Source organism: Bacillus sp. V3-13 (genome assembly GCF_002860165.1).
In the GTDB taxonomy this organism is placed as follows: domain Bacteria; phylum Bacillota; class Bacilli; order Bacillales; family Cytobacillaceae; genus Bacillus_BJ.
In genome coordinates, this window is the sequence record NZ_PGUZ01000044.1 from 78,375 (window position 1) to 91,873 (window position 13,499).

Below are 13,499 nucleotides of genomic sequence, written 5' to 3' on the forward strand. Positions count from 1 at the left end.
CTAAAAAAAATAGCCACTTTCCAGTGGCTAAATCTAAATACTTATAATCAAATATCGTTGTAAAAGATCGGTCTAGGCTGTGATTTGTGCCATCTGCTCCCGAATTGTATCTACTTCTACTAAATTATGCAGTAACTCTACTGGGTTAAGTAATGTGACAAATCCTGTATCTGTCTTAATTACTCCTGATAGATAAGATACATTTTGAGTAGCCAAACCATTTACTTCTTTTATGTCTTCAAGAAGGACATCCAATATTTCTTTTGCTTCCTCAACAATCAATCCAACAGTGGACGCGTCAAGATTCACTAATATAATCTTATTGCTATCACTGGCTTTAAACTGTTGGTTAAATAGAATTTGAACCATATCTAAAACAGGTACTACCATTTCTCGAACATTAGTGATACCCAGCATATAACCTGGCACCTGAGGCATTTCGGTTATGTCTTGGATTTTTTCAATCGAACTCACACTAGAAACCGGGATGCCATATTGCTGTTTTCCTGCTTGAAACACTACATACTTCTCAGATTCCATTGTAAAGTCCCCTTTTCCAAATCTCCTGTTCCTTAGGATTCACAACATCCCCAATAGGGATGTTGTGAAAATGAATATATTCATTTACAGTTTAAATTGAGAAATAACTTCCTCCAGTTCTACTGCCATTTTTGCTAACTCTTGTGCTGCTAAAGATACATCTTCCATTGAAGCACTCATTTGCTCAGAAGATGCTGCTACATTCTGGGAATGTTCATTTACATCTAAAGTCGTTTTCGATACGTTTTCGATATGGTGAACAACTTCTATAATACGATTTTTCATTTTTTCCATCGCTAAACCTACCTCTGAAATATCGGTAGATACCGCCAAAACTGAATCTTTAATTTCTCCGAAGGCTATTCCACTTTCGTTCACAAGTAATAATCCTTCTTTTGCAGAATTGGACCCTTTATCTACGAGTTTCATAGATTCATTAATGCCATCCTGAATATCAACGATAATTTCGTTTATTTGCAATGCCGATTGGCTTGATTGCTCCGCAAGTTTTCGAACTTCATCTGCCACAACCGCAAAGCCCTTACCATGTTCTCCAGCTCGCGCAGCTTCTATGGCAGCATTCAAAGCTAATAAATTTGTTTGTTCCGAGATTGACTGAATCATCGAACTCATTTGGCTTATTTTGTTCGACTTTTCATTCAGTTCACTTATTTTTTCAGCAGAAGAGGATACATTCTTATCTATTTCACTCATTTGCTTAACTGTTCGGTTTACCACTTCACTGCCCTGTTTAGCAGTTTCTGCAGAAAGATTGATAGAATTACTAACATTTATCATACTTTGGGAAACATCATCCACATGCTTAGAAACTTCATTAATAATTCCTACAGCATCCTCCATGGCCAAGTTCTGTTCGTCAGTTCCAGCTGCCACACTCTGGATTGACTCCGATATTTGGTTAGATGCTTTTTGATTCTGGATTGAGCCTGCCGCAAGCTCTTCAGAGGTAGCCGATAATTGCTGGGATCCATCTGAAATTTTTGTAATTACTTCTTTTAAACTATTAGCCATGATATTGTAATTCTGGCCCATTTCTCCAATTTCATCATTTGCCTTAATTGTGACCCGTTGAGTTAAATCACCTTTTGACATAGCTAATGATAGATTACTAATTTTTTGGATATTACCTGTAATTCGCAAGCTCATGAAAATAGAAACCAACACTGCTGCAACAGCCACAATAGCACCTATTAAGAGAAGTACCCCACGAATGTCATCTGCTGTTGCAGACAGTTCACTCTGTTCAATCACAGCAATGTACTTCCAACCTTCATTATCCGAACTAACTGTGTTCAGCACATAATCTTTTCCATCAATTTCAGCTTCAAATATCCCATCTTTACTTAAATCCTTTAGTTGAGGAACATTTAACTCAGAGATTGGTTGGAAATTCAATTCAGGGTTTTTCGGATTGGCAAGTATCGTTCCATCACTTTGCGTCAAAATTACGTATCCATTTTCACCAATTTTTATGTCCTTTATTATGCTTGTTAATCCTTCCAGACTAACATCCAGCCCTAACACACCTTTTTGCTTCCCATCTTCTTCAATGGTAACTACGTTACTCACTATGATTCCTTCTTGTCCCGTTGCTGCATAGGCGCTTGTTAGTTTTACTTCTCCCGGTTCTTCAACAGCTGTTTTATACCAAGGTCGTTCTCTTGGATCGAATCCGGGTGTTGTAGGCCCTTCCGGATATTGGATATATCCCCCATCAGATGTTCCCATATAGACATATGCCGCATTTGGGTGTGTATTTCCAAATTGAGAAAACACTTCAAAAATTTCTTTCTCTTTCTGCCCGTTTTGTGAAGGTTTCATGTCAATAGAATCCCCGCTTGTTTGCTCTACATAGGATGTTATACTATTATCAGCGCTTATCACTGCGGGGTCAGTTGCTAATAGCTTTGCATTTTCTCTAATAGATTCAAAGTACATGGAAATCGCATTATCGACCTGATTTATTTCTCGTTCACTAAAATGGATATAATCTTTCTCGGTTGTCTTACTGACTGTATTATTAACAAAAAAAACCAATAAATACCATAGGCGCCAAAGAAAGTAGTAATGAATAAATCAACAATTTTGCTTTAAATGAGAACCTCATTTTTTTCATGATTTCTACCCTTTCACTATAAGCAAGAAAAGGCACTATCGATGCCTTTTCTCTGCTTTTTTCTGTTTGCTTTATTCTTGAACCAGTGGTTTAAAATATGCCGGCTGTCTTGAGAGAATCAACATTTCTTGGTTAAACCACGCATCAGATTGTAATGTTTCAAATTCGACAACCAATGCTTGTTCTGTGTCTTCTGAAGCAACAACAGGCTGGTCAAGTGCATACAGAGGGTCAAGTGTATATAAGCTGCTTCCACCTAAGTAATTCTTTTCGGTACCAACATAATTAGCTACAACTGTGTAAGCTTGAGCTCCAATTGCTACCGCATCCCATGTAACCATTGAACCTTCTGGATATTGATTGGCAGAAATCACTTTGTTGATCTCCATTTCTCCACCGTATTGCCCGTTCCAAGCAGACGGAATTGTAATAATATCTGCACGTTTAACGGACAATACTCCAGAAGCTTCCGGATATTCAGCATCTTCACCCAACAAAATACCAATCTTACCTAAATTTTCTGTTTCAAATACTGGTAATGATGAACCTGGTGTAGCCCATTTTTTATCATTTTCACTTAAATGTGTTTTTTGATATTTCCCCGCTGTTGAGCCATCTTGAGAAATAAGTAGGGCTGAATTATATAGGTTTTTATTATTTTGTTCGATAAAACCAAATACAATTGAAACCTGGAATTGCTTTGCCAGTTCTGCGATAAACTGGGCACTTTCTCCGTTTGAAGTTTCAGCAAAGGCTTTAATGTCTTTTTTCTTCATTCCATCAACAGGCCCAGTTAAAGATAATTCAGGAAGAACCACTAAATTTAAATCGGCGTTGTTATTCTTTGCTTGCTGGATCAAACTTACGATTTTCTCTTTGTTTTTTTCTTTATTGCCCGTTACAGGCTCATATTGAAGAGCTGCTGCTACAATTTCATGAGACGTTGTATTTTTTGTATAGTCCCATGGTGCGACAGTATGGATAAGCTCTTTGTATAATTCAGGTCTTCTTCCGTCTAAAGCTTCTTTATTCTCATTATCAAAAAGTTTCGGATCAATTGTTGCATAAGTAATGGTTGGTTCATCAATATCTTCACCAGGTGTCATGACAACAGGTGCCTCTGCAAGTTTCTTTCCTTCTGGTGACCAAATAGCACTGCCACCAATCATATGGAAGCCATTTTCAGTGTTTGAACGGTTGGCACTAACAACATACATTCCATTTTGCTGTGCTCTTGCCGGCAGAGCGGAGATGGCTTGGGCAGAAGAGTTCGTTGGAAATGCCAGAATTTCAGCTCCTTGAATACCAGCTAATCTAGCAGTCTCTGCATATGCTGAATCCATACAGATGTTTATGGCTATCTTCCCAATCTCAGTATCAAATACAGGTACACCCAAGTCTCCCCAAGCTGCCCAATGCATTTCCGTTTCCCACATTTGGGTTTTACGGTATTTCCCTACATAGCCTTCAGGTCCTACTAGAGCAGCAGAGTTATAGTAAAGGTCTGTTTCTTCATCTACCTCAGCCATTCCGAATACAATATATGAATCATATTCTTTAGCCAGTTTTTCAAAAGCGGCTGTGGTTTTTCCAGGAATCGTATCGACAAATGGCTTAATAGCCTCACGGTCAGCATAATAATAACCGGTTGTTGCCATCTCGGGAGCTACGACAAGCTTAGCCCCGTTCTTAAAAGCTTCTTCTGTAACCTTTAATAGTTCGTTAACGTTTTTATCTCTTTCATTTAAAATTGGATTAAATTGGATGGACGCTACTTTAAAAGCATCGGACACTTTCTCGGTATTCTTCTTCTCTTTAGCTAGGGCTGGTGTATTATCTTGGTTCCAGTAATAACCACCTAAAGATACCATTGAGATTACTATTATGAGCATAATTATCCATTTTCTCGATTGCATGTTTTTCTCCTTTAGTAACCAAGCTTTATATCGACATCTGATCTACTGCAGCTATACTGCGACAGATCGATAAATAAAGCTTCCGTTTTTTCTTGTGACCTTGTCTCTAATGAATACAGTAACTCGTTGGTCACTTAATTACCATTAACTTCATGAATCCTTATTAATAAAATTTAAATAATATCTCTGGCCTCCTTTTATAAAGCAAACCAAAAAATGGCTACTTCCAATTGAATGGAATAGCCATTTTTATACTTAGGGCTATTCGGCAACCTGGCAATCATAGTTCCATATCAGAACCTTAGACCCACGGCTTTGCGTCCTTACCTTTCAATAAGTTTGCCTTTATCGTAATTAACAGGTATATATTCACATGAAATAATACCCATCCAAGAAGCCTCTATATCATATAAAATTTTGGTTAATTATTCAAGGAATTTTTCAAACTTTACAAAGAATGCAAGCAATATTTACAATGACTATGGCTTGAATTGGTGCTCGTTCAAATCCCGTTTTTCATAATTCTGGCTCGTAGAGTTAAATTTATAACATTAGCGTACACCTGTGTGAAAAGCTCATTTACTTGGAGGTAATTCTTAAGAAATAACCGTCAGGGTCTGCTATTTTGAATCCTCTCATATCCCAAGGGTACTTTTCGATCTCTTCTTCAATCGGATAATTTTTTTCGTGACAGCGTCGATACACATCTTCCAATTTATCTACGACAATGATTAACTCAAAACCATTTCCTTTTACTTCACTTCTCGCCCTGTTATTAAAATAATGATTTTCACCTAAAACGGTATCAGAGTTAAGCAATAAAGAGAAACAATCACTTCTTCATGGCAATTACAGATTGAACAAATTCCTTTCTGATTAATACTTCTAAATGTACCTTGTAAACCTATTAGCTTATGATTGTTCTGAGCTATGATATACATTTTATTTGAGCCCTTATCAATCCAACTCAGATAAGATAGATCTTTCAGGTCTATGTTCTCCATCAACGGAAGCTTTAGCTCTTTGCTTTTGGAAATAGCTTTTTGACCGTTTGTTCTGTTACTTCTTTAAATGGAATTACATACGGCTTCATTTTTATAATGTAAATTTGGGTCTTGTTATAGCCTATTAGTTATTTCTACGTGTAAAGATAAGAAAAAGAGGTAAAAATATAAAACATAATTAAACGCGAGTTAAAATATATATATTTATACACAATTAATACACAATTAATTTTACCATCGAATAAATATAATGATATAATGGAGGTGAGGAAATGAAAAAGAAAGGACTGAAAAATATGTCTCCCCAAATGATTAAAGATGTGGAGAAGATTCGCAAGGGATTCCAACTTGGCAGTCGTGTAGGTGTTACTCAGTTAGGACGTTCTACAAAATGGCGTGAGGAACTTGAACGGTTCGGAATAATGGAAGTGGTTGAGAGAAATCAGACGGCAGCTATATTATTAGACACCGACGTATTTAAGGCTCTTTTAACATACTTGGAACAATCTGACGAAGAACTTGAGCAAGCACAAGTTGAATCTTTGTTTGGACATCGCAGACATACGGACAACTTTTCATCTGGAGAGGAGTTGGCGACAAAGGCAAAAGAAAGTCTGAGAGCAAGAAGAGAAGATATCCGGGGATTATTAGATGGCGATCAGCGATGAATTAATTGAACAAGCCATTGACATTATCGCTTCAATAAATGGAATAGAAATGAATCATGATGAACTTGTCGATGACGTCATACTAATCGCCTATGCTTTCGATCAGGAACCCACATTCATGGCAGCAATATCTCAGATTACACATTCGCTTCATCTAATTGTTAAAACCAGAAATATCGGACAACAGCTTTCTGGTAATTTAAAAGATTGGATGTCATTTCATTTCCAAAGTCAACGTACTCAAAAGTATCCTGCTGATCTTCGCATTGTGTATCAGGATGTTGGAAACAAAATCCGAGTTCGCGGATTTGGGCACAGGCGAATACCTAAGGACTTCTACAGTCGACTGTATGGACGATAACTCGAATTTTATAATAAATTATTTTGACGCCGAAAGTCTCAAGCTGGGCGTCTTTATTTGTTTGCTTTGAAGTATATTTTGTTTCCCCCTGGCCAAATGTCATAACATCTCTAATTGAACATCTTTTATTCCATAGCTATATTCATAATTTATTACGCAATGTAAAAATAGTACACATGTACAGGCACCAACCGTTACGTTTTTGGATAAGCTTAATACAATGAGTATAAAAAGGAGGTGAAAATCGTATGGCACAACAATTTATTGTCGCGCCTGGCCAGTCGATACAAGATGCCATTGATAATGCCAACCCCTTTGATACGATTCGAGTATTACCGGGTACGTATACAGAAACGATCAATATTAATAAAACCATTCAATTATTAGGTGCCCAAGCCGGGGTTGATGCCAGAACACGTACAGGTGCACCAGGAACAGAGTCAATTATCACTGGCTCAACCGCCTCAGGTGGCATCGTTCAGTTAACTGCTGACAATGCAGTTCTTGACGGTTTTACGATCCAGGGCAATACCCTGACAGCAGGTGTCGCCACATCCAGTACCGCCTCGGGTTATTGGGTTTTGAATAATATCGTTCTGGATAATGTAATTGGTATATCTGTCGGTTCTACTGGCGTGACAGAATCACAAATAAGGCAAAATGTAATCTTTAATAATAATCGACCAGGAGCTGCCACCGGAACCGGGATCTATTCTGATACTGGAGCCTCAAATGTTTTGATAGAAAGCAATCGCTTTGCCGGTCCTCATCAAACATCCTCCATCACTTTAATATCCGCCTCAGATATCGTGATAACAAGAAATGAACTTCTTTCTGATAACTCATTAAGTTTATTTGGAACAACGAATATAGAAGTTGCGTGTAATACTATCACTAACTCCATCCAATCCGGGATTTTCTTTGGGGGCGGGACAAACCTGACCGAGGTTTACAACAATATCGTCCAGAATAGCGGATCGAGCGGGATAAACGTTTTCGATGTAGGATTTGGTCCCAACATGAATATTCGCGCTAAAAATAATAATATACAAAATAATGCGGGCGCAGGTCTGAATATTGAACCGGGCGCATACGTTGCAGCACCCAGAAGGCTCGATGCAACCAATAACTGGTGGGGTAGTCCGACAGGGCCTACAAGTCCCAACAATCCTGGAGGAACAGGAGATGAGGTAGTTGATCCGAATAATGTAGCTGAAATTATCCCTTTTTTACAAGTACCCCCCGCCCCATGCTCTGCAGATTTAGCATGCCTGCAGCAACTTGCAGCGACACAGCAGGCGTTAGCTGCTCTTCAACAGGCATTTGCTGGTTTACAGCAGGCACTTGCCCTTGCCAGACAACAATTGGCTGTTTGCCTGGGCCAATTCAAAAAGAAACCTGACTGTCCGAAGCGCAAAAAAAATAGATGTAAGAGATGCCAGAACTAAAGGAGTTAACGCAAATTGCATTTCTATATGTAGCTGTGAATATACCAATATAACTATTCCTCTTTAAATTGCCCAATTGCTGATAGTACAGCGCCAGTTGCTTGTATCCAACTTCCACTGACTTTTAATAATTGACCGTTGTCATGTTCTTTAAGATGTTTATACATCTTATTTTTCGTTTCCAGATCATATACTCCTCCTAAAGCCTGCAAAGAATTTCCTATAGATTGCAGCAAGTTGCCGAAAATGTTATATGATTGACCTGAAGCGCTACGATCTGCGAGCTCGTCTGACAGCGATACAGCGCCTCCCAAAGCTTGTATCCAGTTCCCTGTAATGATTAATTTTTGTTCTGTCACTTGTTCAAAATCAATAACCATACCAGCAATAACGGTAACATTCCCAATTGCCTGAATTTCATTTCCTACCTTTTCAAGGGATATTTCTTCTTGCCCGTCAGCTTGTAAGGCATTTCCCACTGCCTGCAAGACATTGCCGATTAAATCTAAATCGTTTTGCAAATCACTTTTTATAAAGTTCGATGGTGTACTTGCTATGGCGGAAATAATTGTTCCCACGGCTGCTATCACTGAACCAAAAATTTCTTTCGTTTGATTATCCATATTATTCCACCCACCAATAAGTGCTTGTAAAATTATATTCATATCGGGGTTCGAACGTTATTACTGGCTGGCATCTATAACATAGAAATTGAAGTTCAACAATAGGAACTATTAGCATGGTTCAGTTAGCCAAAAATAAAAAAAGACTTTGCGTGAGTACACAATAAGTCTTTTCAATAGATAATCTAAATAAGCAGACCTGCAAAGGTCTGCTTTCATGTATTATTCGCCAAGATCCACATTATGGTACACTTGTCGAACATCTTCTAAATCTTCTAATGCATCAATCATTTTCTCAAATTTGGCCTGTGCGTCTTCTGGAAGTGTTACGTCATTTTGTGCAAGCATCGTCAGCTCGGCCACTGTAAAATCAGTTATACCAACATTCTTGAATGCTTCTTGTACCGCATGGAATTGTTCAGGTTCAGCATAAACAATAACCGCGTCATCTTCTTCGATGATGTCACGTACGTCTACATCTGCTTCCATTAATATCTCAAGCACTTCATCAGCTGTTTTACCTTCAACACCGATGACAGCCGTTGCATCAAACATATATGCCACAGATCCGCTGACTCCCATATTACCGCCGTTTTTACCAAATGCGGCACGCACTTCTGATGCGGTACGGTTCACGTTATTCGTCAATGCATCTACGATGACCATTGATCCATTTGGTCCGAAGCCTTCATAGCGAAGCTCATCATAGCTTTCTTCTGAACCGCCTTTCGCTTTTTCAATCGCACGGTCAATAATCGTTTTGGGTACACTGTACGTTTTCGCGCGCTCAAGGACGACTTTTAAAGCCTGATTTGATTCCGGATCCGGTTCACCCTGCTTTGCCGCCACATATATTTCGCGCCCAAACTTTGCATATACACGACTCGTATTTGCATCTTTTGACGCCTTTTTTTCTTTAATATTGTTCCACTTACGGCCCATACTGAACACTCGCTTTCAACTTTTGAATCTGCATAAAATATAAGCTGCTCAATGCAACTCTTTTTCAGATAACTATAAGACGACATGTCACTACAAAACAAAAACGTTTAGAGAGCAGCACTGCAACTATACTATATTATACATTAACTGCATATTTTTTTTCGAGCTTAAAAAACAGATGGTTTCATGTATTTGTGCAATCCGCTTCTTTATTGTCCATTATACGGATGAAGCTGTCAGCAAACCGAATACGGCAGAAGTAATCATAATCTCTAAAAAAAGAACAATCACAGGTGGTTTCATAACCTTTCCTTCATTACTCCCAGGAATATCATGTTTTCGTGCTAGTTGAGCGGGTAAAGTTATAGTACGTATCTACAAATGAAAAAAAGAGGAGGTTTTCCCATGCCACAGAACGATAATCACAACTCCAAGGACATTAATAGTGAACGTAATCAGTATTTTAAAGACCGGGCTGGTACTGATGAAGCAAGATTCCATGTGGTGCCTGATGATGAGGGAGGTTGGGCTGTCAAAGCTGAGGGGCAGGACGAGCCTGACTATACTGCGGACTCAAAGTCGCAAGCCGTGAGGGAAGCCAAACAAATGGCAAAAGAAGCGGGTACAATGGCAATCATTCACGACGAAGACGGAAAGATCGAGGAACAACACAATTTTCAGTGAGAATATGAAAAAACAGGCTGAAAAAGCGGTAAATATCACCGCTTTTTGTTCTATTTTTTTATCTATACACCTGTTCGCAATATCATTCTAAGAATTTACTTGTATTGAGCTTCTTTTACTGCCCAAAAAGGTAATTCCTCATTCTCCGTTCGTTCCCTTCTCCCCTCTTATAAAGTTTCCGGCTCCGCTCCCATAATCACGCCACCGGTGTTATGTGTTGTTTGATATGGAACAATATCATAATGTTCCTTTGGACCGCGCGCATTCGTAATTTTTGCGCCCATTTCCTTCATTATATTTTCACATACTTCTCCTAAATGTTTGTAAAGATTATGGTCCTGCCGGGTAAAATCATACGTCAACAGCAAGAGTGGATTTCCATATGCATCTCTATAGGCAGGGTCAAGATCAAGATAGTTCATTTGCGTAGGCATTGAAGCGCCCTGGGTTCCGATATCCAGCGTTCTCGTATAATATTTGATCGATTGCTTCTTGAATTCTTTTCCCCAGCGCGGCGTATCCGCCGGAACCGGGTTGGTTTGTATCGGCCGTTTCCCTGATTGGTTTAGCGAAATGGAACCGCCGTGGATGAAATCCAAATTTGAGTGGTTAAAATTATCACCATTAAAATCATCAATTGTCGCACCCAGCGCCCCTGCCCCCATAAATGTGTTAAATTGCTCATCGAAAAAGCCCTGGGCACCCGGAAGGATCTGATAACAATAGTTCTTCCCAATAACACCCGTTCCGGTATTTGGGTCATATGGTATTCCAAGTTTTGAAGATTGAAGAAGGCGGCGGTGGAATGCCTGCCGATATCATTGAAGGTGACAAAGCAGAAAACGTAGCGGCATGGCTATCAGAGAAGAAATAGTGGAAGGCATGGCAAAGAGATATTTCTGAGCAATAGCGGAGTAGGCGCATGAATGTTCATGCGCTTTTTACCGTTTTGATTACTTTATTTTAAATAGCAAAGATTCCTCCAAAGAATTAAAGTATTGGTAAAGAAAGACTTGATAATAGGTATCATTACGTTTTATTTTTTATGTATATAGAATATTGTAGAATTTATGATGGAAGAGTTTGCAATAGTCCTGCCAACCTCTTGACAGTTTACAGTTTGAAATTTTGTTGCATCAACTGATTCATACAATAATTGATGTATACCATCTACTGAACGAATCGCCACTAGGGCATCTGGATTTGTATCATATACTCTTTTTAGAACCTTCTCTTTATTTGGAACGAGACTGGCAATCCAAACAAGATCATGGTGATTATAATCATATGAGGCTCCATCCCTTAAAATATAGCTTGACTCCCTGCCAGGATATAAATTTTGTACGATCCCCTTTCCTAATTTATATGCTTGTCTGTCAATATCTATACAAGTCATTTCTGCGTCCAACTCTTTTTCCAATAGTATCGGACTTAAAGGTAGAGGACCAGTTCCTACGAATGCGAACGAGTTAAACTGGGTTTTGATCTTTTTTAACTGTCTTATTTCAGTTTTAATGAGTTCTACATAGTTACTCCAATAAATGAATGAACTAAAATCAAGGACAGATTCTACCTTTCCACTAAATCTATTAGCATAATAATTTTCCATTAAGGTTTCAGCAATCATCAATTTTTCCAGCATTTGATTTCTAATGGATTTAATATCATCATGATTAAGGATTTCTTCTGCTACAGATTGTTGTAAAGGTTGAGAAACAGTAGCGACTAATTCAGATAAGGTCCGGTTAATTGTTTTATTATAGGGTGATAAATCCTGTTCCGCTATTAAAATACTAAATGCCTCTTTATACTGACTAATTATCTTTTCCTGTAGCTTAGCTAATTCTAATGTTTTCAACCTATGCACTCCTTTTTGAAAAAATTGTTTGATTTAGCTTTGGAATATACATTGCTAAACATAATGAACGGGCTAGACTGAATAATATAAAGGCGAACCATAAACCATGATTTAAAAGACTGGGTACCAGAACATATAAACTCAACAAAAAAACAATTAGTGAGTAAATCATTGAATTTCGAATTGGTGCTGCATTTGCTGCCCCAGTAAAGACACCATAAAGAATTAAACCAAGACCCGCGGTAAGTGGAAATAACATAACCCATAATTCATAGGATTTAGTTACCTCAAGGACGCTATCAATTTGAGTGAATAAGGGAAAAATGTAACCCTTCAATAACCAATACGTCCCCGAAATTAATATTGAAGAGATCGCGGCCCACTGGCATGAAAGTGAAAATGCTTTCTTATACAAAGACTCATTTTTTGAACCTACTGCTTGTCCTACAAAGATACTTGACGCATTTGCGAAGCCATCAAAGACATAAGCCAAAATATAATGCACTTGAATAAGAATTGCATTTGCTGCTAGCACCTCTGTTCCAAATGAAGCACTCTTAGCTGTAAATACATTAAAGACAATAAGCAGGCATACGGTTCGTATGAGCAAATCTCTATTTATCAACAGCATTTTCCTTAAAGGCACAGGGTCAATGATATCTTTTAGGGATGGAAAGGATATCTTATAAGGTGATGCTCTTAAAACAAGCAATATACCCAGACTAAAAGTTGATATTTCAGCAATCAATGTGGCTACGGCTACTCCAGATACCCCCCAATGAAAAACTTTTACAAAAATCACATCAAGCACTATATTTACCAGATTTAAAAAAATTTGAAGGTACAAAGACACTATTATTCGGGACAAGCCCATTAACCATCCTAAAATAACAAAATTCATTAAAGTAAAAGGGGCACCCCAGATTCTGATCGAAAAGTAATCGGATGCAAAGCTTCTTACATCTGCTGAAGGATTAATAAATGATAATGCCAATAACTCAATTGGCTGCTGTAATAACACAAACATTATTCCAACAATTAAAGCGACTGCAACTGGCCTTGTTAGAACGAGTACTCCTTCTTTTACATTATTCGCCCCAAATGCTTGAGCAGCAAATGCTGAAGTGCTTACACGCAAAAAGCCAAATAACCAATACATTGTATTAAATATGATTGTCCCTACAGCGACTCCACCTATATAAGCAGGATCTGGTAACTGTCCAACAACAGCCATGTCCACAAAACCCAATATCGGTGTAGTAATAGTCGAAATGACTAACGGAATGGCTAATGCTAGATAAGAACGGTGATTCACTAA

Annotated in this window: 11 protein-coding genes, 3 pseudogenes and 1 riboswitch; of the genes and pseudogenes, 4 read left to right on the forward strand and 10 right to left on the reverse strand. The window is 38.3% G+C overall.

What is annotated here, in order from left to right; genetic code table 11:
- Positions 1–72 precede the first annotated feature (72 nt).
- The 5 genes and pseudogenes from CU633_RS16560 to CU633_RS23410 all read right to left on the reverse strand — a co-directional run.
- Complete coding sequence (locus CU633_RS16560; protein ID WP_101661697.1) at positions 73–540, reverse strand: chemotaxis protein CheW; 468 nt, start codon at positions 538–540, stop codon at positions 73–75.
- A gap of 84 nt (positions 541–624) precedes the next feature.
- Positions 625–2,598, reverse strand: coding sequence for a methyl-accepting chemotaxis protein (locus tag CU633_RS16565; RefSeq protein WP_101661698.1), 1,974 nt, complete (start codon positions 2,596–2,598; stop codon positions 625–627).
- 150 nt (positions 2,599–2,748) lie between these two features.
- Complete coding sequence (locus CU633_RS16570) at positions 2,749–4,593, reverse strand: nitrilase-related carbon-nitrogen hydrolase (protein WP_257958906.1); 1,845 nt, start codon at positions 4,591–4,593, stop codon at positions 2,749–2,751.
- A 264-nt stretch (positions 4,594–4,857) separates the two neighbouring features.
- Positions 4,858–4,947: riboswitch (cyclic di-GMP riboswitch) on the reverse strand.
- Positions 4,948–5,172: 225 nt separating this feature from the next.
- A pseudogene (locus CU633_RS16575) lies at positions 5,173–5,427 on the reverse strand (VOC family protein); the annotation flags it as partial.
- Positions 5,427–5,689 (reverse strand): annotated as a pseudogene (locus CU633_RS23410) (FusB/FusC family EF-G-binding protein); the annotation flags it as partial. The pseudogenes CU633_RS16575 and CU633_RS23410, both read right to left, overlap by 1 nt.
- A gap of 180 nt (positions 5,690–5,869) precedes the next feature.
- Here CU633_RS23410 and CU633_RS16580 point away from each other — a divergent pair.
- From CU633_RS16580 to CU633_RS16590, 3 genes are all read left to right on the forward strand, one after another.
- Positions 5,870–6,265, forward strand: coding sequence for a hypothetical protein (locus CU633_RS16580; protein ID WP_101661699.1), 396 nt, complete (start codon positions 5,870–5,872; stop codon positions 6,263–6,265).
- Complete coding sequence (locus CU633_RS16585; protein ID WP_101661700.1) at positions 6,249–6,626, forward strand: hypothetical protein; 378 nt, start codon at positions 6,249–6,251, stop codon at positions 6,624–6,626. Before CU633_RS16580 ends, CU633_RS16585 begins: the two co-directional genes overlap by 17 nt.
- 248 nt (positions 6,627–6,874) lie before the next feature.
- Complete coding sequence (locus CU633_RS16590) at positions 6,875–8,074, forward strand: right-handed parallel beta-helix repeat-containing protein (protein ID WP_101661701.1); 1,200 nt, start codon at positions 6,875–6,877, stop codon at positions 8,072–8,074.
- 53 nt (positions 8,075–8,127) lie between these two features.
- Here the strand turns inward: CU633_RS16590 and CU633_RS16595 are convergent, their stop codons facing one another.
- Positions 8,128–8,697 carry a DUF6944 family repetitive protein gene (locus CU633_RS16595; RefSeq protein ID WP_101661702.1) on the reverse strand — a complete coding sequence of 190 codons (570 nt, stop codon included), beginning with the start codon at positions 8,695–8,697 and terminating at the stop codon, positions 8,128–8,130.
- Between the two features lie 222 nt (positions 8,698–8,919).
- Positions 8,920–9,639, reverse strand: coding sequence for a YebC/PmpR family DNA-binding transcriptional regulator (locus tag CU633_RS16600; RefSeq protein ID WP_101661703.1), 720 nt, complete (start codon positions 9,637–9,639; stop codon positions 8,920–8,922).
- Between the two features lie 405 nt (positions 9,640–10,044).
- Here CU633_RS16600 and CU633_RS16605 point away from each other — a divergent pair, with 405 nt between their 5' ends.
- A complete protein-coding gene (locus tag CU633_RS16605; RefSeq protein WP_101661704.1) occupies positions 10,045–10,323 on the forward strand; it encodes a DUF2188 domain-containing protein in 279 nt (92 codons plus the stop codon).
- 173 nt (positions 10,324–10,496) lie between these two features.
- Here CU633_RS16605 and CU633_RS16610 read toward each other — a convergent pair.
- The 3 genes and pseudogenes from CU633_RS16610 to CU633_RS16625 form a co-directional block, all read right to left on the reverse strand.
- Positions 10,497–11,120: pseudogene (locus CU633_RS16610) on the reverse strand (GMC family oxidoreductase); the annotation flags it as partial.
- A 239-nt stretch (positions 11,121–11,359) separates the two neighbouring features.
- Entirely contained in the window at positions 11,360–12,181 is an 822-nt protein-coding gene (locus CU633_RS16620) for a nicotianamine synthase family protein (protein ID WP_101661705.1), read from the reverse strand.
- Between the two features lies 1 nt (position 12,182).
- Positions 12,183–13,496 (reverse strand): MATE family efflux transporter, encoded by a 1,314-nt coding sequence (locus CU633_RS16625; RefSeq protein ID WP_101661706.1) that lies wholly within the window; start codon positions 13,494–13,496, stop codon positions 12,183–12,185.
- Positions 13,497–13,499 lie beyond the last annotated feature (3 nt).